18 protein-coding genes are annotated in these 21,017 nt (G+C 49.8%); 7 read left to right on the forward strand and 11 right to left on the reverse strand.

From position 1 onward, the window contains the following. Positions 1-6: 6 nt before the first annotated feature. The gene (locus CLV60_RS31610; protein WP_106599400.1) at positions 7-1,776 is read right to left on the reverse strand and encodes a capsule assembly Wzi family protein; all 1,770 of its coding nucleotides are present in this window, start codon (positions 1,774-1,776) and stop codon (positions 7-9) included. A gap of 126 nt (positions 1,777-1,902) precedes the next feature. Here CLV60_RS31610 and upp point away from each other — a divergent pair, with 126 nt between their 5' ends. After that, positions 1,903-2,547 carry a uracil phosphoribosyltransferase gene (gene upp, locus CLV60_RS31615; RefSeq protein ID WP_106599401.1) on the forward strand — a complete coding sequence of 215 codons (645 nt, stop codon included), beginning with the start codon at positions 1,903-1,905 and terminating at the stop codon, positions 2,545-2,547. A gap of 12 nt (positions 2,548-2,559) precedes the next feature. On the opposite strand, the gene CLV60_RS31620 is transcribed toward upp, so the two are convergent. Further along, positions 2,560-5,643, reverse strand: coding sequence for a carboxypeptidase-like regulatory domain-containing protein (locus CLV60_RS31620; protein WP_106599402.1), 3,084 nt, complete (start codon positions 5,641-5,643; stop codon positions 2,560-2,562). Between the two features lie 289 nt (positions 5,644-5,932). Here CLV60_RS31620 and CLV60_RS31625 point away from each other — a divergent pair, with 289 nt between their 5' ends. From CLV60_RS31625 to CLV60_RS35110, 3 genes are all read left to right on the forward strand, one after another. After that, the gene (locus tag CLV60_RS31625) at positions 5,933-7,000 is read left to right on the forward strand and encodes a mannose-1-phosphate guanylyltransferase (RefSeq protein WP_106599403.1); all 1,068 of its coding nucleotides are present in this window, start codon (positions 5,933-5,935) and stop codon (positions 6,998-7,000) included. 111 nt (positions 7,001-7,111) lie between these two features. Beyond that, complete coding sequence (locus tag CLV60_RS34415; RefSeq protein WP_170118920.1) at positions 7,112-7,387, forward strand: hypothetical protein; 276 nt, start codon at positions 7,112-7,114, stop codon at positions 7,385-7,387. Further along, positions 7,311-7,619 (forward strand): type II toxin-antitoxin system RelE/ParE family toxin, encoded by a 309-nt coding sequence (locus tag CLV60_RS35110; RefSeq protein WP_106599404.1) that lies wholly within the window; start codon positions 7,311-7,313, stop codon positions 7,617-7,619. Before CLV60_RS34415 ends, CLV60_RS35110 begins: the two co-directional genes overlap by 77 nt. 3 nt (positions 7,620-7,622) lie before the next feature. Here the strand turns inward: CLV60_RS35110 and recF are convergent, their stop codons facing one another. Next, positions 7,623-8,720 (reverse strand): DNA replication/repair protein RecF, encoded by a 1,098-nt coding sequence (gene recF, locus CLV60_RS31635; RefSeq protein WP_106599405.1) that lies wholly within the window; start codon positions 8,718-8,720, stop codon positions 7,623-7,625. Positions 8,721-8,844: 124 nt separating this feature from the next. Between recF and pdhA the strand changes: the two genes are divergently transcribed. Both pdhA and tatC read left to right on the forward strand, forming a co-directional pair. Continuing rightward, complete coding sequence (pdhA, locus tag CLV60_RS31640; protein ID WP_106599406.1) at positions 8,845-9,876, forward strand: pyruvate dehydrogenase (acetyl-transferring) E1 component subunit alpha; 1,032 nt, start codon at positions 8,845-8,847, stop codon at positions 9,874-9,876. Between the two features lie 105 nt (positions 9,877-9,981). After that, the gene (gene tatC / locus CLV60_RS31645) at positions 9,982-10,863 is read left to right on the forward strand and encodes a twin-arginine translocase subunit TatC (RefSeq protein ID WP_106599407.1); all 882 of its coding nucleotides are present in this window, start codon (positions 9,982-9,984) and stop codon (positions 10,861-10,863) included. A 14-nt stretch (positions 10,864-10,877) separates the two neighbouring features. Here the strand turns inward: tatC and CLV60_RS31650 are convergent, their stop codons facing one another. The 5 genes from CLV60_RS31650 to CLV60_RS31670 all read right to left on the reverse strand — a co-directional run bounded on the left by CLV60_RS31650 (position 10,878) and on the right by CLV60_RS31670 (position 15,534). Continuing rightward, entirely contained in the window at positions 10,878-11,972 is a 1,095-nt protein-coding gene (locus CLV60_RS31650; RefSeq protein WP_106599408.1) for a pyridoxal phosphate-dependent aminotransferase family protein, read from the reverse strand. A gap of 8 nt (positions 11,973-11,980) precedes the next feature. Further along, positions 11,981-13,003, reverse strand: a complete 1,023-nt coding sequence (locus tag CLV60_RS31655) for a dipeptide epimerase (protein WP_106599409.1) — start codon at positions 13,001-13,003, stop codon at positions 11,981-11,983. A 29-nt stretch (positions 13,004-13,032) separates the two neighbouring features. After that, positions 13,033-13,908 (reverse strand): NAD kinase, encoded by an 876-nt coding sequence (locus tag CLV60_RS31660; protein WP_106599410.1) that lies wholly within the window; start codon positions 13,906-13,908, stop codon positions 13,033-13,035. A 91-nt stretch (positions 13,909-13,999) separates the two neighbouring features. After that, the gene (locus tag CLV60_RS31665) at positions 14,000-14,671 is read right to left on the reverse strand and encodes a CBS domain-containing protein (protein ID WP_106599411.1); all 672 of its coding nucleotides are present in this window, start codon (positions 14,669-14,671) and stop codon (positions 14,000-14,002) included. Between the two features lie 89 nt (positions 14,672-14,760). Beyond that, positions 14,761-15,534, reverse strand: a complete 774-nt coding sequence (locus CLV60_RS31670; RefSeq protein ID WP_106599412.1) for an alpha/beta fold hydrolase — start codon at positions 15,532-15,534, stop codon at positions 14,761-14,763. 367 nt (positions 15,535-15,901) lie between these two features. Between CLV60_RS31670 and CLV60_RS31675 the strand changes: the two genes are divergently transcribed. Then, positions 15,902-16,813: an alpha/beta hydrolase gene (locus CLV60_RS31675; protein ID WP_106599413.1), complete on the forward strand. Its 912-nt coding sequence runs from the start codon at positions 15,902-15,904 to the stop codon at positions 16,811-16,813. Between the two features lie 40 nt (positions 16,814-16,853). On the opposite strand, the gene CLV60_RS31680 is transcribed toward CLV60_RS31675, so the two are convergent. The 3 genes from CLV60_RS31680 to CLV60_RS31690 all read right to left on the reverse strand — a co-directional run bounded on the left by CLV60_RS31680 (position 16,854) and on the right by CLV60_RS31690 (position 20,966). Then, positions 16,854-17,999, reverse strand: a complete 1,146-nt coding sequence (locus tag CLV60_RS31680) for an SDR family NAD(P)-dependent oxidoreductase (protein ID WP_106599414.1) — start codon at positions 17,997-17,999, stop codon at positions 16,854-16,856. Positions 18,000-18,113: 114 nt separating this feature from the next. Further along, positions 18,114-19,508 (reverse strand): NADH-quinone oxidoreductase subunit N, encoded by a 1,395-nt coding sequence (locus CLV60_RS31685; RefSeq protein WP_106599415.1) that lies wholly within the window; start codon positions 19,506-19,508, stop codon positions 18,114-18,116. A 9-nt stretch (positions 19,509-19,517) separates the two neighbouring features. Continuing rightward, positions 19,518-20,966, reverse strand: a complete 1,449-nt coding sequence (locus tag CLV60_RS31690; RefSeq protein WP_106599416.1) for a complex I subunit 4 family protein — start codon at positions 20,964-20,966, stop codon at positions 19,518-19,520. Positions 20,967-21,017: the final 51 nt, after the last annotated feature.

Below are 21,017 nucleotides of genomic sequence, written 5' to 3' on the forward strand. Positions count from 1 at the left end.
TTAAAATCAGTAGGTTTGTTGCCGGTACGCCATATTATAGCGGATGGCAATCGAAAAAATGTTGGAGTTGGTAGCCACCTTCGCGTCCTGCGAGGTCACTTTTCGCATCAGGTAGCGGCCGTCGAGGAACAGGTTGTGGGCCAGCGAGTACGACAGGCGCAAGTCTGTAAACAATGTAGTTGCTTTGATGCCCTGACCTATTTTTTGATTCACTTCGCTTTCCCCTTCTCGGTCTATGTGCCGGGTTTCGTAACTTTTCGAAATATCGCCTCCGTAGTTCATCAAAGGCTTGTCAGAAGGATCTTTACCCTGCATGGCCGACATCACGGTACCGTAAATCGACAGCCTCGGCGTGGCTTTGTAGCGTACAATGCCTAAATACTCCCGGAAGTTCGCTCCCAGCGGGTGTGCGAGCGCCTGCCCGTAATGCATGTAATTGCGCCCGCCGTCCTTGTGTGAGTACGTGTAGGGGCGTACGACGTTGTATTCTGCCTGCAAGTCGAGATTGGGTATACCAAATGCATCCACATATTTGGCGCCGAGCTGGAAGCTGTACTTGTTGGTCCAGGATCCGCTGCCGTTGAAAAGGTATTTGGTCAGAAACTCGTCGAGCACAAACTGGCTGTAAATGGAAGCGGTTTTGCCTACGAGCCAGCGGAAATCGAAACCGAGCAATGCATTATCCTGGCTACCGATGTAGGATTCCACATAACGGTAGAAGATAATCGGGTTGAGATAATTGAGGTCGTAACCGCCGCCTACGGAATCGCGGTTGAAAACTTCGGCTTCGAATACCCCGAAATTGATTTTGTCGGTCAGGTTAACACTCAAATGGTGAATAGCCGCGAATTTCTTTTTTCTCAAAAACTCCGAGAAACCATCTTCCGCACCGTCGATCATGCTGGTCCAGAGGTTGGTATAATGGAACCGGCCCAGCTGGGTGTCTAATCTTAAAAACAAATACGGACTGCTGTTGTCGGAAAGGATCAGTGAGCGGTAACCGCTGCCAAATGTGTTGTAGTCGTGACCGAATTTCACATTGACGGCTTTCAGCGGGCGGAAAGTAATGTAGCCGCGGGCCGAAAGGAAGTCGTTGCCGTGGTTGCGCGTTGCCTTCGCCAAACCTTCGCCTGGAAAGCTGTATTTGGGCGCAAATGCATTCACATAGCGTGGGAACCTGCCCTGGTTGTCGGAAACGAATGTGTAAAAACCCAGCTTATCATTGATCATCCCGCGAATCTCCACGCCCCGGCCGGTAAACCATAGCGTCTGATGCGACGTGGTGTCGTAGCTGTTGTCTTTTCCGATGAAATTGGTGGTAGTAAAATTGAAATGCAGGTCGAAGTCTTTGTTGTGAATGCTGTACAGATCGGCAGGGTGGTTGAAAAACTTGCGTTTCTGCCCCGGCGGCGGCGATTTAAACCAGCCCAGCCGGGCGAGCTTATTGTATTTGGCCGAATCGGTGGAGATCATTCCCTTCGTCCATTCCCAACTGTCTTCGCGCATGTAATCGATCGTTTCCCAGTCGCGGTCGGTGAGGTCAACGGTTCCTTCTTTTAATATGGAGTCGGTAAGCGCCACTACCGCTTTGCGTTCGAACGGCTTGGCATTGAAGTGAAAACCTTCGGAAAATTTACCCCTTTTGATTTCCAGACGATCGATGAGATGATAATAGTCGTCGTTTAGCGGAACGAAAGCACTTTGTGCGTGTACGTAAGCCGAGGATACCAGTGTTAAAAACAGTAATTTAAAATGCCGGATAATTCCTTGATACATAGGCAACAAAAATCTACTACGACCGCAATTGGAGCTTTTGCACGTAATTTTTAGAAATGGTGTTCCAAATTACGTCAATGAATTTGTATTATCTTGCATGGAGTAGTCTAAAAAACTGTCACTCCCATGTTTTTACTTTCCCAAAAACCTTCCATAGCAGATCATTATCTGGCCGAATTGCGTGACGTAAATTGTCAGAAAGACCGGATGCGGTTTCGCCGGAATATGGAACGGGTAGGTGAGTTGCTGGCTTATGAAATGTCCAAAACGCTCACTTTCAAAACGGAGAAAGTAGAAACGCCGCTCGGTACCGCACCGTGCCGGTCGATGTTGCAGCCCATCGTGCTGGCTACCATTCTGCGAGCCGGGTTGCCATTCCACCAGGGCTTCCTGAATATTTTCGATAAGGCCGATAATGCATTCATCGGGGCTTACAGGGGGCACCACATTAATGCAGAGGAGGAGTTTACGGTTGAAATGGATTACATCACCAGCCCCGATCTGACGGGTAAAATCCTCGTGATGATCGACCCGATGCTGGCAACCGGCCGTTCCATGGAAAAAGTTTACCATGCATTGCTTCGCTTCGGCATTCCTGCGCAAACCCATATTGCCTCCGTTATCGCCAGCCCCGAAGGCGTTCAGTACCTGCAACAGAGGATCCCGCAATGCCGCCTCTGGCTGGGCGCCGTGGATCAGAAGCTGAACGAACAATATTATATAGTGCCAGGCCTCGGCGATGCCGGCGACCTGGCTTTTGGGGAGAAATAGCTTCTCCGATCCTCAGTTCAGTAATTCATCAAACATAATGGACACATAGTACGTGCTACCCACGTTCGGGCTGCCGTATGACTGGAAGTACGATTTCCCGAACAGGTTCGTACCACCCAGCTTGATAATCGATTTGATCGCCGGCACCTTCCAGCTAACCTGCGCATCGAGGTTGCTGATCGCCGGAACCCTCGTGTTCGAGAATACCGGTACATCGGTGGTGGTAGGGACCACAAAGCTCGATTCCCAAGTAAATGCCTGCTGGTAGCGGTAAACGACATTGAATCCCCACGTGTTGGAGCTCGTAATGCGGCGGCCGAGGCTCACATTATACCGGTATTTGGGTGTATTGAATTGCGAATACTGCACTTCCGGCGACGGTGTAAAATCTTTCAACTCATTGTTCGCGACATTCCCGCCGATATTGAACCCTTTCGGCAATGCATAATTCAGCCCGATCGCGAAGCCGCGCGTGGTAATCGTCTCGGTTGTATTAACGGTCCGCGCGTACCCCTGGTAGCTACCCACCCCAATGCCTGATTCAATCGGCAGGCCCGGCGCGGCGGCGGCCGTCGGTACCACGATCACCGTTCCGCCAATGAGGTTTTTATATTTGCTGATATAGTAATAGGCATCTATGAAGAGCTTTTTCGCGATAATGCCTTTGTAACCAATCTCGTAAGAAGCAATGCGTTCGGGTTTCAGTTTCACCGGCTGGTACTTAGGCAATTTTCCCAGCGCATAGGCCTTCGCCAGGTCGGGTACCAATGCCGGTACCTGCGTTGCGAGAATACCCGGCAACTGTGCCGAAAGTACGCCCGGAAGCGTCTGATTGACGCCCGTCTTAATGGCCGCCTGGATCACTGCCGGGTCATTGGGAATGGTTCCTGCCGCAACTCCCGCATTAACCTGCGCGGTCACCGCCGTGGTGACCTGCTGCGTAATGGCAGCGGTAGCCTGCTGGGTCACGACCACCGTAGCATATTGCTGGGCGCTCTGTACCACCGATGGGTCACTTTGTACTACCGCGGTCACCGCAGCTTCGGAAAGGTTTTGCCGGAGAATGCCGCTCGACAGGTTGTAGCGTGAATCAAACTCAGGCAGGCCGCCTACCAGCGTTCCGGATGGCGTACGAAGGTCGATGTACTGGTTCTGGGTGGTGGGAATGCGGAAGCCGGTTTGGTAGGAGAGGCGTATATTATGCTCGCCAAATGTGGTAACCGCCGACACCCGGGGTGTGAACTGGCCGTCGAAGTTCTCGTTTTTATCATAGCGGATCGAGCCGGTCAGTTTTAAATGGTCGGAAAGCAGGTTTTTACCGGCCTGTACAAATGCACCCCATTCATTAATAGGTATCGTGCCGTCGCGGCCCTCTTTGGTATCGGCAAATAACGTCCCGGCCGAGCGGAGCGTGTAAAGGCGATAGTTGGCCCCCGCGATCAGTTCCAGGAAGCGGATCTGGTTTTTGAAATTATAAAAACCTTCGGCGTGGTACATATTGGTTTTGTCCGCAAAACCGCCCCCACCGTTTACGATCGGCATATTCCGGTATTTATCCAACAATTGGTTAAAAGTTGCGCTGCCCGGCTGCGGCATATCGCGGTCGGCGGCCTGTCTGCCGATCAAATGCGCTTCTTCCTCCGTTGTACCCCGTGCACGTGCGCCTACGAATGCACCCACGTACTCGCCGAACCAGACATTGTTGGGTTTAATCTCACCCAGCATGGAAACGGCTGCAAGTCCTGTAAGGTACGATTTGCCGGAACGTTCCTGCGTGGTGTAGGCTCTTACCGTGAAATTGTCGGCTCGTAGTTCCAGCTTGGCTTGTGTCAGATTGAAATCCCGCAGCGAATAGCGGCCTGTACCGGTATAAACGGTTGTTCCATAGCCGTAATTAACCTGCGCGATGGCTTCTATTTTTTCATTTAGTCGATAATGTAGTGCGGCATTGGCCTTAAAACTCTTTGTATTATAATCTACAAGGTCTTTTTCACGGAATCCTGTGCGGCTTACAAACGCGTTTGGAACGAAGGCTGCACCTGCCTCGGGTAATTGCCCGGCTGCGACCATTGCTTTCGCTACCGCGTTGATATTGGTCTGGATTTCATCGCCATATACATTAGTCCCGTCATAGTCCAGGTCGGTGCCTTTTCCGCGACCCGGATCGGCATTACCGCCTACGTTCAGGTTCGTATAATTGGTAGCCTCCCAGTCCTTCGCCTGGATGTAGGATAGATTTACCTTGAATGCGAACTTGTTATTGAATGCCTTTGCATAACGTATGGTGGCCTCGGCAAATGGTGTAGTCGCTTTGGAGCGGTTCTTTTCGTGCATAATACCGCCTTTGAGGTTTGCACTCAGTCCCTGGTAGAGGAATGGACTTTTGCTGTTCATTAATACCAAGCCGTTTACCGCATTGGGTCCGTACAGCGCCGATGCCGCGCCGGGAAGCACCTCCACGCTCTCGACATCGAGCTCCGACATACCAATGATATTATCGAGCGGAAAATTGAGCCCGGGTGCCTGGTTGTCCATACCGTCGATCATCTGAACGGTACGCGGGTTGCCCGTCGCACCGAAGCCGCGCATGTTGATGGATTTGAACAAAACACCCTGCGTCGTCATGTCGATACCTTTCAAATTCGCCAACGCGTCGTAAAAATTGGTGGCCGGCGTATCGCGAATGCCCCGGATATCGAGTTTTTCAACGGCTACCGGCGATTTCATCACACTTTCCTCCACACGGGAGGCGGAAACTACGATTTCTTTCCCCAGCACGGGTTGCTCTACCATTTTGATGTCCAGGTTGGACATGCTCGCGGTGACCGCAATTTCCTGGGTTTGAAAACCTACTGAACTGACAATGATGAAAAATGGCGGATTTGATGTGGTACTGAGCGAAAATTCACCTTTCGTGTCGGTGATCGTACCAGCCACTTTACCCTGTATACGAATGCTGACGCCGGCCAGAGGTTCCTGGGTAACCGATTCGGTGACCTTGCCGGTCAAACTAATCTGTGCGAAAGATTGTTGGCAAAACAACAATGCGAGAAGCAAGAAAAGCAGATTTCTGAGGGATGCAGAAGTTCGGATCATGGTTGATTAGTGGGTTGATGTCTGTAACAAGTTACTAAGAAATAGATTTTGTTTACATAATATCCAATTTTTTCTTTGGGTATTTATAAAGCAAAAATACGTAGCATCGAAAGCCAAATAGTTCGACGCTGTGAAAGAAAATTTAATGTAGTGACGAAAGACAGCTATCTGAGCCATGAACTAACTTTCCAGGACTTTTCCGATGCCCGGATTAAGCATACTGACTCTTTATCATTAGTTTTGAGGGATTTTATTTAACGTTATAACAAACATACCTTACACAACACAGATGCAGGACACTTATGTGATAATCATGGCAGGCGGCGTAGGAACCCGTTTTTGGCCGTTCAGCCGGACGGATTTCCCGAAGCAATTCCATGATGTGCTTGGCACAGGAAGGACGCTGTTGCAGCAAACTGTCGACCGGTTCGACGGCGTTTGCCCTATTGAAAACATTTATATAGTAACGAGTCAGGAATACAAGGAACTGATCAAACAGCAGATTCCCGAACTGACCGACGACCAGATCCTCCTGGAACCGCATCGCCGGAACACCGCACCTTGCATCGCTTATGCATGCTACAAAATCGCGGCCCGCAACCCGAACGCGAATGTTGTGGTAGCACCTGCAGACCATATTATCCTGAAAGAAGAGGTTTTCAAGGATACGATCAAGGTGGCATTGGGCGCTACCCGCAATGAAGATATTCTGATCACACTTGGTATCCAGCCCACTCGCCCCGACACGGGTTATGGCTACATCCAGTATATACCGGATAAGCTGACAGTCAAAAAAGTAAAGTCATTTACCGAAAAACCCCATCTGGAATTGGCGTTGCAGTTCCTGGATAGCGGTGATTTTGTGTGGAATGCAGGTATTTTTGTCTGGAACGTCAATGCATTCAAAAAGGCGCTGGCCCAGTTTCAGCCTGATATTGCTGAAATTTTCCAGGGCGGAGTCGAGCATTATTACCTCGATTCGGAGGATTCGTTCATTCAGCGTGCTTACCAGCATTGCGGCAGTATTTCTATCGACAATGGTATTATGGAAAAGGCCGAAAACGTACACGTCGTGTTAGCAAGTTTCGGCTGGTCGGACCTGGGAACGTGGAAGTCGATGTATGAAGTTTCGGAGAAGGATGAAAATCTGAACGTAACAGACGGGAATATGATCCTGCATAATACCACGAATTCGATCATCAAAACGCCGAAAGACAAGCTGGTAGTCGTTAACGGCCTCGATGGTTTCATCGTTGCGGAATTCGACGGAGTGTTGCTGATCTGCAAAAAAGATGATGAACAGAAAGTGAAGGAATTCGTGGCGCAAGCCAAGGAGCTGGATCCTAAATATGTTTAATGCGGTTGATTATTAATGCATACCGCTTGAAAATCCAGGTCTGTTTGGCCTGGATTTTTTGTTTTGAATTTGTAAATTCACAGAAAGGTTACATGTCAATCGTAACAGCTCATGTCTAATCGTCGAGAAATAAAAGCAGAATTAATGCAGCTTGTGAACGAGGTCAGTGACGATCGCTTGCATGACTTGCTGCTTACTATCCGTGCATTTGCCGAGCAGGAAGCATATGCAGGAGATACGCATTCTCCTGAATTTTTAGAAAAACTCAACGAATCTCTACGCTCAGCCGAAACAGGTCCTCTTTACTCGAATGAAGAGGTGTTTAACGAAATCAGGCGTGGTATACGAGATAAAATGGAGTCCGCTCGCAAAGAAAGATTACACTGATATTATAAGTTATCTTTATGATGTCGGCGGTGATCGAAGTGCCGAAAGGTTTACAGACAGTCTTCAAGCCAGCTTGCAAAGGTTGGAGCGTTACCCCTTCATCGGCACGGCGGACGAAATGATCCCTTCTATGAGGAAACTGCTACTTCATAATAAGTACCGTTTGGCTTACACGGTGTTTGAAAATACCGTCCTGATTATGAATATAACGCATTCGTCGAAGCGTCGCTAGCGGTTAGCCCTTCAACACCTTCTCAATCTCAAAAAACCGCACATCTGCCTTCACATGCTCTAGAATCCTTTGCGAACGTTCCGGCCGCGCGTCGGTAATGAACACCTGGGCCAGAAAGCCGGTATCGATCAGCTCAATAAGTTTGTGAATGCGCCGGTCGTCGAGCTTGTCGAAAATATCGTCCAGGAGCAAAATGGGCGTTTTGCCTTTTTCTTCTTTTAGTAGTTCGAATTGCGCGAGTTTCAACGCGATGAGAAACGACTTTTGCTGACCTTGCGAGCCGAATTTTTTGAGCGTGACCCCATCGATTTCGAATACATATTCATCCTTATGCACGCCTTTGCCCGTACGCTGCGCATGCAGGTCGCGGCTGCGGTTACGGCGGAATTCGGCCGGGAAATCGGGGGTGGCGACTTCGCTTTCGTAGATTACATCCACTTTTTCGTGCCCGCTGCTGAGGAACTCGTAGTATTTGCAGAACAGCGGGATGAACTTTTGCATGAAGGTCGCGCGGTGCTCGTGAATGCGTTGCGAGAGGACGATCAGCGGTTCATTGTAGGTTTCGAGCAGGTCTTCGTCGAGGTAATTTCTTTCTGCGAACAGTTTTAAAAGACCGTTGCGCTGGGTGAGGATCTTGTTGTAATGCAGGAAATCGCCGAGGTAACCGGGAACGGCCTGGCCCAGTACGCCATCAAAAAAGCGACGGCGTTCCTCGCTGCCGTCGCGGATAAGATCGGTGTCGTCCGGGGCGATGAGTACCACCGGAAAGAGGCCGATATGGTCGCTCAGGCGCTCGTAATGCTTCTTATCGGCCATGAATACCTTCCGCTGGCCGCGTTGCAGGCTGCAAGTGATCTGGATGTGCTTGTCGTACTCGTTGAAAACGCCGTCGATCAGGAAAAAGTCGGCGGTATGACGAATGCCGAGGGCGTCCTGATTATGAAATGCGCTCTTCGTAAGGGTCAGGAAATAGATTGCGTCGAGCAGGTTGGTTTTGCCGCTGCCGTTCTCTCCCACGATACAGTTCACATGTTTTCCAAAAGTGAAGGCCTTCTCCTCATAGCTTTTAAAGTAGGTAAGACGGAGCTTTTCTAGCCACATGAACTTCTTTGTTATTTAGTTTATGCTTATTTTCGCACATCATTGCGTGAGTACGGCAAAACAGACTCTGTTCATACCATAACTTTAAGACAAAGTTCTGTCTTTATAAACGAGAACCAAATACATGGCCACCGTTACTGAGAAAAAGAAAGCATCAGCCCCCAAAAAGTTACAGCATCCGAAGGAGCAATACATGTTCTGGTTCGAGAATATGCTTTTACAACGCCGTTTTGAAGAAAAATCGGGCCAGTTGTACGGTCAACAGAAGATTCGTGGTTTTTGTCACCTGTATATCGGCCAGGAAGCTTGTTCTTCCGGCGCGGTGAGTGCCCTGAAAAAAGGCGACAAGTACATTACCGCCTATCGTGACCACGGTATTCCACTCGCATTGGGTACCAGTCCAAATGCGATCATGGCTGAGCTTTACGGCAAAAAAACCGGTACTACCAAAGGTAAGGGTGGTTCTATGCACATTTTTGACAAAGAAGTGGGTTTCATCGGAGGCCATGGTATCGTAGGCGGCCAGATTCCTCTCGGCGCAGGTATCGCATTCGCTGAGAAATACAATAAAACCGATAACCTGTGTATCTGCTACTTCGGTGACGGAGCGATTCGCCAGGGTTCATTCCACGAAACGCTGAACATGGCGATGAGCTGGAAATTGCCTGTGATTTTCGTCGTTGAAAACAACGGCTATGCAATGGGAACTTCCGTAGCGCGTACTTCCAACGTTACTGAGCTTTACACCCTTGGCGAGGCATATGATATTCCTTCCGAGCCAGTTGACGGTATGAGTGTTGAGGCGATCCACGAAGCGGTTTCCCGCGCTGCGGAGCGTGCACGTAAAGGCGACGGACCTACTTTCCTTGAATTCCGTACTTACCGCTACCGGGGACACTCCATGTCCGATCCTCAGAAATACCGTTCGAAAGAGGAGGTAGAAGAATACAAACACCGTGACCCGATCGAGCAGATCCGCGCGGTGATCCTCGAAAACAAGATTGCTACCGAAGAGGATCTCGAAAACATCGATAAAAAAGTAAAAGAAATCGTTGCGGAATCCGTGCAATTCGCCGAGGAATCGGAGTGGCCGGATCCGAAAGAGGCTTACACCGACGTGTACGTTGAAAGCGATTATCCTTTTGTAATGGATTAATTTGATCCAGAACGCATGAATAAAAAACCCGTCGGATCACTTCGACGGGTTTTTTAAGTAATTTCAGCTTTTCACTTAGATTGAGTTCTAGTAATAATTTAAAATATGTCCCTGGATCAGGATTTTGATAACGAAGAAGAGGAAGGAGAAGGCAAAGAGATGTCGTTTCTATCGCATCTCGAAGAACTAAGATGGCATGTTATCCGCGCGGGTGCTTCGATTCTGGTATTTGCCATTATTGCCTTCATTTATATTCAGGAAATCTACCATTATGTGATTGTAGCGCCTTCTAGGCCTGAGTTCTGGACTTACCGAATGTTATGTAAGCTTTCTGAAATTACGGGTTACGAAGATTTGTGTGTAAAGTCGCTGAATTTCAAATTGCAACTCATTGGAATGGGCGATGCATTCACGATGAGTATGACTTCGTCTGTGATCGCAGGTTTGGTATTCGCGTTTCCTTACGCATTTTGGGAGATCTGGCGCTTCATAAAACCTGGATTGAAGCCATCCGAGCGCAAATCGGCACGGGGCGCGGTGTTTTATGTGACATTCCTGTTCTTCTCCGGAGTCCTTTTTGGTTACTACGTGGTAAGCCCGCTAGCGATCAACTTCCTTGCGAATTATACACTTGATCCTTCAATCATCAACGAATTCAGTCTCGCGTCCTACATTTCGCTTGTAGCGACGCTTACACTGGCTTGCGGTGTGGCGTTCCAGTTGCCGATTGTGGTATATGTTTTGTCAAAAATAGGAGTACTTACACCTTCTTTTATGAGGGAATATCGCAAGCACTCGATGATCGTGATTCTGATCGTAGCGGCGATTATTACGCCTTCGCCTGATATTTACAGCCAGGTACTCGTTGCGATTCCATTGTTCCTGCTTTATGAGCTTAGTATTATGGTTTCTGCGAAGGTGGAGCGTGAAAAGTTGGCAGAAGAAAAACGTCTCGCGAAACTGGGCGGAACGACAACCGAAGATTGATTTAAACAAAGATATTAAGCGATAAACTGCTTACAGACCTCGGCCAACCGGTCGAGGTCTTCTTTTTGGTGCAAGCTACTGATTGCAATGCGGGTAACGGGCGCGTCGGCTGGCGAAGGGTACGGGAAGCAGGAGGCCATAATGCCGTTTGCCAGCAAATGATTAAACAGTGCGGGGTTGGAAGAGCAGAATACCGGGTAACCTGGAATGAAGTCGAACAATCCGATGCTTTCGACAATACGATTGAAATAAGCGATATTATCCAATAGCGCCACGCGTGCGATTTCGTATTTATCTTGTTCCAAAAGCATTTTCATCGCATGCATGTACGCAGGGGCAGGCGGGGACGCGCCCGCGTACCAGGGTGATTTTCGCACTGTTTCAACCACGCTTTCCGAACCCCAAATGGCACCTGCGGGTATACCCAGCGCCTTGTTCAGGGATGAAACGAAAATGGTGTTATCTAAAAGTCCGGAATCGATGCATTCAACAACGCCATTTCCATTTGCTCCGATGACGCCCAGTGAATGCGATTCGTCGATCACAAACCAGGCGTTAACGGGATTTTGAATGGCATTGAAAAGTGTAAAATCAAATGCGCGTACGATTGGTGAGCCTACGGCATCGGTGCAGATGATATGAGCAACGTCCGGCTCGGTCGCGTTAATTTTTCGAACGGTTTGCATGGCCCATTCGCTCCAATCGCCATTGTTTCGATGAAATGCATTGCCCCAAAGCGCCGGATGTACGCCGGGAGCGTAATGGTAAATGATCCTGGTAATATCGGGATCTCGTTGGGAGATGTTTTCAATCACTTTCATCAGTAATTGCCCGGCCCACATGCCTGACGACACAACTAGTGCGGATTCAGTTTGCAGAAAGTCACATAGTTGCAGTTCCGCTTCGTCATAAATACCGAGCCTCAGACTATTGTTTCTGGAACTCCCATAATGCGTTCCGAAAGTTTCCGTAGCTGAATGGATATACCTACGAAGGTCTTCGTTGTGTCCCATGCCTAGGTAATCCGTACCGCTGAACCATAAGAATTCTCGCCCGTCGGTAGTTGTGACGGTCCTGCCGGGAAGTTTGCTGGTGTGGTAGATGCTCACAGCCTAACCTATAAGAATTCGGGTTTCAATGCGGCGCCGGTACCATTGCCCCCGGCATAAATCACCTTGCCGAAATCGAAGGTAACGCCGGTTGCGGGGTCGTTGCGGATAAGCAGGGAGCCGTCCATATCTACGTAATCGAGCAGCGGAAGCAAATGCGCTATGGCCGAAATGCCTACGCTCGTCTCGGTCATGCAGCCGACCATCGTTTTCATCCCTAACGACCGTGCTTCCGCGATCATCCGTAATGCAGCGGTAGGCCCGCCGCATTTGGTCAGTTTTACGTTAATACCGTGAAACAGGCCATGACATTGCTGGACATCCTCCTCGACAATACAGCTTTCGTCCGCGATGACGGGCAATGCATTTGAAGCAAATACCTTTTTCATTCCTTCGATATCGTCCGCAGGTAGCGGTTGCTCGATGAATTCGACGCCTAGCGCGGCCAATTGAGGGGCTATTTCAATGGTTTTTTCTGCTGTCCAGCCACAGTTGGCATCGACGCGGAAAAGTGCGTCGGTGTTTTTCCTTAATTCCTGTACAATGCGCAGGTCTTCATTGGTACCGAGCTTGATCTTGTAAATCGGCCAGGGTAGCTCCCTCATTTTAGCGACCATTTTCTCCACGGTATCGATACCGATCGTAAAGTTGGTCATCGGGATGTGATCAGGCGACAAACCCCAGCTTTCGTAAAGTTTCTGGCCTTTCTTTTTGGCAAAATAATCCTGTGCAGCTTCGTCCAATGCACATTGTGCGAAAGAATTGTCCCGAAGAAGCGGGTGCACCATTGTCCAGAGTTCTTCTGCCGATGCATATTTTCCTTTTTCAACAATATCTTTCACCATATCCAGCGTCCCGATCATATTGCCGATCGTTATACCGTAATACGGGTTGGAAGTCGCTTCACCAAAGCCGGAATGGGTGCCGTCGCTGAGCTGGACGATCAGCGTTTGCTGGACATCGCGCGAGTCGTGCGCGATCGTGAAGGTATGTTTGAGTTGAAGGTCAAAAGTGTGGTACGTAAGGCGCATAGGGTGTCAGAAATGAAAATTTATGGGGCCTAGTTTCGCATATCGAGCCCCCACGATAGTTTGCTTCTCAATGTATTCAAAAAACTGTCGTCTTTCATCTTGATCAGCCGCGCGATGAACCCGGCCTTGCGCACGAGCAGCTGCGTGTTCTCATCCACAATGCGTGATCGGGCGTCGAGCGAGACGAGAAAGTTGCTGCTGCGGCTTTTTACTTCGAGGCGGATTACGGCAGTGTCTTCCACCACCAATGGGCGCACGTTCAGGTTATGCGGGCTGATGGGGGTAACGATGAAATTCTGTGAATGCGGCATGAGTACCGGACCGCCGCAACTTAGCGAATAGCCGGTAGAACCGGTCGGCGTTGATACAATGAGTCCGTCGGCCCAGTAGGAGTTCAGAAACTCGTCGTTCAGGTAAGTATGCACGGTGATCATCGACGACGTATCGGTCTTGGTGATCGTGAAATCGTTCAAACCGAAGTTCAGGCCGTCGAAAAGATCGATGTTGGACTCTACTTCCACCAGCGTACGCTCGTCGATGCGAAACTGGCTGTTTTCGAGCGCGGCGATCATGTCGGTAATGCGTTCCGGCGATACCGTTGCCAGGAAACCGAGGCGGCCCACGTTGATACCGATTGCCGGCGTCTGGCGCTTGCCTACGTGTGAAATGGTTTCAAGCAGTGTGCCGTCGCCACCCATGCTTACGATCAGGCGTGGGTCGAAAAGTTCTTCAGGCTTCTCATAAACCAGTTCGGAATAATGCGAAATGCCGGCCTGGTCCAAAAATGTCCTGAAAGACTTTGAAAGCTGGACTTCAACTTTTCTGCGCGCCAGTTCATCGAACATATTTTCAATGAACGGCCTTGCGGACTCATTAAAGTTGCGTCCGTGAATGGCGATTTTCATGAAGGAAAAATAAAACTTGTGGTTTCAGCCGAAAGATACACGACAAATGGTGCGATTCAAAAGCCGCATGCACATTTGAAGGCGTAGGATGCTAGGTTGCCAGATAGCGTAAAAGCATATCAAGACGCTCCTGATCGAGGCTTTCGATCGGATCGTTGGCATGCGCTTCTTCGATTTCGTAGCCGAAGCGTTCCAGCGTGGCAATAATGGAGGTAATATGGGTCCGGTTCAGCTTCAATGTCAACCGGGCCTCGTTGGTAGGATTGTAAACCTCTCCCGAGGAATAATAGCTGCTCAGAATCTTGACGCCATTGGATTCTATCAACCGGCTTATTTCCGAAAGCGAGTAGCTTCTTTCTGCAATTTTCAGGACAATCACCGCGCCTTTTTCCTGCACGCCCAGCTCATTCACAAAATGCTCTACGAGGTCGTTTACCAGAATGCTGCCGGCAAACGTCCGGTCTTCATGCAGGACAGGGATGATGAGAAGGCCAAATTGGTTGACCAGCCGGAACAGCTCGTAAGGATGCTGATCCTCCGTAGCGAAAATGTCTTTATGCTGGATAATGACTTTCGAAAGCTGTTCGGAAATGTCCGTAATATCGAAGAGGATATCTTCGGAAACGATCCCCTGATAGATGCCGGAATCGGCGATGACCAGTTGCTTTACGCCAAACTCATCCATCCAGTCCAAAGCCGTACCCACCGAATCGTTCGGTTTCAGTACGGGGATCATTGGATTTATCAGATTGGCTGCGAGCATGGGTCAGAACGTCATTTTCCGAAGCTATAAAAAAACAATATATGGATCAACTATCGTAACAAAAGAAATTTTCCCGGAATTCCCGGGTTTTATGCCATTGGAACCGACACATCTTTTTCGAGGAAGCTTTCCAGGATCACGTTGAATTCGTGCGGATGCTCCATCATCGGTGCATGGCAGCATTTATCGATAAAGTACAATTCAGAATTGGCTATCAGGCGATTGAACTCGTAACCTACATGTGGAGGCGTGATGGTATCGTTGAGGCCCCAAACGAGCAGGGTAGGAACCGTGATCTGGTGCAGATCCTTGGCGAGATTGTGCCGCTGAGCGGATTTCGCAATTCCCACGATGCTCATACATTTCGGAATGCTCGAGGTTGTTTCGAACACCTCGTCGATCAGCTCCTTGGTCGCCACTTCCGGGTCGTAGAAAGTATAAGCTACCCGTTCCTTGATATAATCATAACTTCCACGTTTCGGGAACGAGCCGCCCATCGAGTTTTCGAAGAGGCCCGAGCTGCCGGTCAATACCAGTCGCTGCACATTCTCCTGGTTTTTCAGGGTATAAAGCAAACCGATGTGGCCGCCCAGCGAATTGCCGATGGCCGTAACGTTGGTGAGGTTTTTAAACGAAACAAAGTCTTCCAGAAAGGCAAGCAATGCTTCCAGCCCGGCTTCACGCGGTGGAAGCGAGTAAATCGGAAGCAATGGGATAACGACCCTGTAACGGTCTGAAAAATGGTCGATAATACCGTCCCAGTTACTTAATGCACCGAAAAGGCCATGCAAAAGCAGTAATGTTTCGCCCTTTCCCTCGTCGATAAACTGAAACCTGTCCTCTGCATGTACTGTATATTTCATTCTTTTGTGGATTTAAGACGATTTATAACTTATCAAAGAAACTAGTGCATGATTAGGATACTCTACAAAACTAGTTATTTTTTTGATTGTTCAATGGGGCAAAGTAACAAACGGGTTTCGAATTTCTTGTAAATATTATATTAATATTAAAAGAATTAGTCGAATAACACAGAATGGTGCAATTCTGTTCGCTCCATTCGGGAGGTTTTTCCGAGTGCGTTGCGCAGGTATATTTTGCCAGAACGCGTCTTAACCCATTGTTTACCGGGCACTAGCCGCAGCGGAGGGTTCTGCTGGGCCGGGCGGTCAACAGTGTAACCGAAATTTAGCTAGAAATTATATTTAATAGGAATTAGAAAAAAATTAAATGATAAAAATATCCCGCCTCCTGGCCGCCGCAGGCCTTGCTCAGCTATTGGCGATGCCCGTCAGCGCCCAGACAGAAATAGCACTTTACCCGGGCCGTATTCCCAACGCCATCGAAGCAGAAAACCAGGAAACTAATGAGAAAGGGTCTGTCAGGAACGTATCGAAGCCTACGCTGACGGCGTTCCTTCCTCCGGCTGGCACGGGTAATGGTGCCGCGGTCATTGTTTGCCCTGGCGGCGGTTACGGCGGACTGGTAATCGATCGGGAAGGCTACCAGGTTGCCAGGGAGCTGAATAAGTCGGGAATCGCGGCATTCGTGCTGAAATACCGGTTACCCAGCGACCGGATCATGAAGGACAAGGCCATTGGTCCGTTGCAGGACGCCCAGCAAGCGATTAAAACCGTACGTGAAAAGGCAAAGGAATGGCAGATAGACCCGGCGAAGATCGGCATTATGGGTTTTTCGGCGGGGGGGCACCTTGCTTCTACGGCCGGTACACATTATGACAGCAGTTTTGTCGACAACCCTCAGAAAACCAGCCTTCGCCCGGATTTTATGATACTGGTTTACCCGGTGATCAGTTTCGACGGTAAAATCGGGCATAAAGGCTCGTCGGCCAACCTGCTGGGGATGACGCCTTCCCCCGAGCGTGTCAGCTATTTTTCCAACGACATGCAGGTAACGGCCTCGACACCGCCCACGTACCTCACGCACGCGGGCGACGACACAGTGGTGCCGGTGTCGAATAGCATTCGTTTTTACGAGGCTTTACTTGCAAAAGGCATTTCTGCCGATATGCATATTTACTCGGAGGGAAAGCATGGTTATCCCAAAACACCGTCGTTCGACGAGTGGTTTGGCCGATGCCTGCATTGGATGCGGACAACCGGCCTCATCCCCGCGAATTGATGACAAACCCCAACAAACATCGGTGGTCCGCGGTCTGCAGTCAATATACTTTTCCGCCAGGCCCAACATCCAAGGCCTCGTAAGGTGAATTAGCGCTGATGTATTCCGGAATCACCATTTTTAACACACTCACCATTTGCTGAGGCTCGCCGGAGTCGAGCGCTTTTTGCAGCGCTTCCAGCGATGCGCGCATGCACCGGTGCGCCGGGCTTGCAAAGGGCGCAGTGCGGAGCTGCCCGAATGTGGAGGATCCATTTTCACCGGTGTGTAACTCTTCCGTCAGCTTTTCGCCTGCTCGTAGCCCTGTGAAAACAATGGGAATGTCTCTGTCGGGCTCCATTCCGGCAAGCCGGATCATGTCCCGGGCGACGCTGGCAATGCGTACCGGTTTTCCCATGTCGAAGGACAGCACTTCGCTTCCGTTGCTTTGCGCCGCAGCCAGCAGAACCAGCTGACAAGCTTCCGTGACGGTCATCAGGAACCGCTCGGCTTCCGGATGGGTGACGGTAACAGGCCCGCCTTCCCGGATTTGCTGGGCAAAGCGGATCAGGAAGGAGCCATTGGAGCCTAGTACATTGCCGAAGCGGGTGATAGTAAATTGCGTACGGGCCTGATGTTGGCGGCTGAGATATTGTAAATAGAGCTCTCCGAAACGTTTCGTAGCCCCCATGATGCCCGCGGGCCTAACGGCCTTGTCGGTAGAAATGTATACGAATTGGCTGACGCCTCGCGAAACCGCCAGGTCCGCAAGGATGGCGGTGCCGAAGACGTTGGTCTGGATGGCCTCATAGGGATGTCGCTCCATGAACGGCACGTGTTTGTAGGCCGCGGCATGGAAAATGATATCGATCTTATTTTTGGAAAACAGATCAGCCATGCGCCGAGCGTCGGTAATATTGGCGATGAGGCAGGTAATGTGCGTTGCGGGAAATTGTTGTTTCAGCTGATAATCGCGTTCGTAAAGAGCGGTTTCAGCCTGGTCAACTAAAATCACTCGTGCCGGAGCAAAGGCGCATACTTGTGCAGCGAGCTCGCCGCCGATCGTCCCCGAGGCGCCGGTGATTAGGATATTGCGGTGGCGAATCCGGTGAAATGCATTTTGCAGGTCGGGGACGATGGGCTCGCGGCCGAGGAGGTCTTCCGGCCGGAATGTAAATGGCAGATAGGTGTGTCGTTTGGTTTGCATACGGATATCTTTTCTGTTACAGATACCCTTGATACGTGTGTTTAGAGAGTTGGTAACAAAAAAATCGCCGTAGGATATACGGCGATTTTCATAAGGTATTATTGGTAAGTTTTCTTAAATCAATTTCTCAAAGATACCCGGCGCGAGACCGAACAGGATCGTCAGGAATGTGGCCAGTACGAGGATAATCTGGTAAAATGGCGCGACGCGGATCTTAACGGTGTCCCCTTCCTTGAAGTAAGAAGAGATAATCACACGGAAATAGTAGTAAATACCGACGGTCGACATCAGAACAGCGATGACGGTGATCCACATAATACCACGCTCGGCGGCGCTGGTAAAGATGAAGAACTTACCCCAGAACCCGGCTGTGAGCGGGATACCGGCCAGTGAAAGCATCGATACCGCCAGCACGAAAGCCAGCAACGGGTTTTGCTTTGCCAAACCATTGAATGCTTCGTAGCGTTCGTTGGGCTGTCCTTCGATTGTTTTTTCCTTAGAAACGAGCATCAGCACACCAAATGCTGCGATGGTCGACAAGGAATAGGCGAGTGAGTAAAAGATAATAGCGTTTTGAGTAGGCTTGCTCAGGGCTGTGAGGGCGATCAGCAGGTAACCTGCGTGCGAGATACCCGAGTAGGCAAGCATTCTTTTAAAGCTGTTCTGGCTGGTGGCGCCGATATTGCCCACAAGCAATGTAAGCACCGCAATGGCCGCGATCACGATCCACCAGAAATTGTAGATAGCGAAGGTATGGTTCAACAGACGGAACAATGCCGCAAATCCGGCCGTTTTTACGATCGTCGACATGAAAGTGGTGAAGATCGTGGGCGCGCCTTCGTAAACATCCGGCGTCCAGAAATGGAACGGTGCGGCCGACACTTTGAAAAGCATACCAATCAGCAGCAGCAGCAAACCTGCGTAGAAAATGTAGGATTGCGATGCGGCAGACATATTTGATGTGAAACCCTGGATAGCGACGAGCTGGAACGAGCCGGTTGCACCGTACAGCAACGTCATACCGAAAAGCATGAAGCCGGTCGCGAATGCACCCATCAGGAAGTATTTCAATGCAGCTTCGTTCGATCGCAGGTTGCGCTTGTTACTCCCGGTAAGCACGTACATGGCTACGGAAAGGATTTCTACACCAATGAAGAGCATGATCAGGTGATCGAAACCGATCATCATAATGGCTCCCACGAGCGAGAAAAGCATCAACCCATAATATTCAGCAGGCTCGGCATCCGCATTATCCTGAAAACCACCCGAAATCGCGACGATCATGAATGCCGAAATCAGCACGATCCCGTTGAAGGCGAGTGTCAGATTATCGACGCGGAGCATGTCGTAGAAGTACAGGAAAGGCCCTTTACCCCATTCGACGAAGTTGGTCCCCAGCGCGAGGGCCAGGAAAAGCAGGGTAGAGGGCAGGAGGATGTTCTTGGATTTCGAAAAGCCCAGAAATAGCGTTACTACTCCAAAAACCGACAACAATATAATGGGATACATATTCTTAACTTAGTTATTGACCAGTTGCAACAGTTGGCTTACAGCAGGCTCTGTTATTTTCAGGAATGTGCTTGGATAAATACCGATCCAGAATACCATGATTACCAATGGCAGCAGTACCGCGCGCTCGCTGGCAGTCAAATCCTGGAAGCCTTCCACCCATTTCGATTTTGGCCCGAACATGGATTTCTGGAAAAGACGGAGCATGTATACCGAGCCGAGAATGATCGTCAGACCAGCTACGGCACCGAGCCAGCCTTTGTATTGGAATACACTTGAAAGCAACAGGAATTCACCCACAAAACCGTTGGTAAGCGGCAATGCCACACTTCCGAGGAGCAATACCATAAAGTACACGCTCAAATGCGGTGTGCTTTGAGTAATACCGCCGAGCTGGTCGAGGTAGCGGGTTTTGGTTCTCGAATAAATAATGTCGACGATGAAGAAGAGGCCGATCACGTTGATACCGTGCGCGAGCATCTGGATCAATGCGCCTTGCAAGCCATTCAGTGAAGACGAGAATACGCCGGCGGCCATCAGCCCCACGTGTGCGAAGGATGAGTACGCGATGAGCGTCTTCATGTCGCTCTGCTGGATCGCGATGATGGAACCGTAAATGATGCCGATTACCGAAAGGATCATCGCGAGGAAACCCCATTGCTCCATGCCCAGCGGTACGATCGGCAGCAGCAGGCGGATCAGACCGTAAACCCCCATTTTAAGCATAATACCCGACAAGAGCATCGTAGCCGCGGTAGGCGACTCGGTGTAGGTGTCAGGCTGCCAGGTATGGAAAGGAAAAAGCGGCATTTTGATGGCGAATGCAATGAAGAATGCCCAGAACACGTAGCCTTGTGCTGCGGGGCTCAGTTGCAGTTGGTAGAATGCTGCTATTTCAGAAGTATGCGTGCCCGGTGTCTGGTAATAAAGATAAACCAGCGCCACGAACATGAACAAGCTTCCGAAAATCGTATAAATGAAGAATTTGAATGTAACCTTAATGCGGTTCTCTCCGCCCCAGATCGCCGCAAGGAAGTAAACGGGAATCAATGCAGCTTCAAAGAACAAGTAGAAAAGGAATGCATCGGTAGCCGTAAAAACGCCGATCAGCGCCGCTTCCATGAAAAGGATCAGCGAATAGAATGCTGCGGGATTTTTGTACTCGTTTTTAAATGCCGAAAGGATGATCAGCGGAGTCAGGAAGGTAGTCAGCAGGACCAGAAGCATGCTGATGCCATCGATACCAGCGGCGAAGGAAATGCCTCCGGATGCTACCCAGGCATATTTGAAACCAAACTGGGAACCCGCGGCTGGGTCAAATTGCAGCCAGGTGAAAACAGCGACGCCCAATGATGCGAGCCCACCAACCAGCGCGAGCTGCTTCGCCATGCGTTCGCCGGCCAGGAGGGTGATAACGCCTGCCGCTATCGGTAAAAGTATTAAAAGAAGAGTAAGCATATTTTCAAGTCGACGGTCCGAAACTAATAGGCAACGGATTTATGGATGATC

Origin of the sequence: Dyadobacter jiangsuensis, from assembly GCF_003014695.1 — a bacterium.
Taxonomy (GTDB): Bacteria; Bacteroidota; Bacteroidia; order Cytophagales; family Spirosomataceae; genus Dyadobacter; species Dyadobacter jiangsuensis.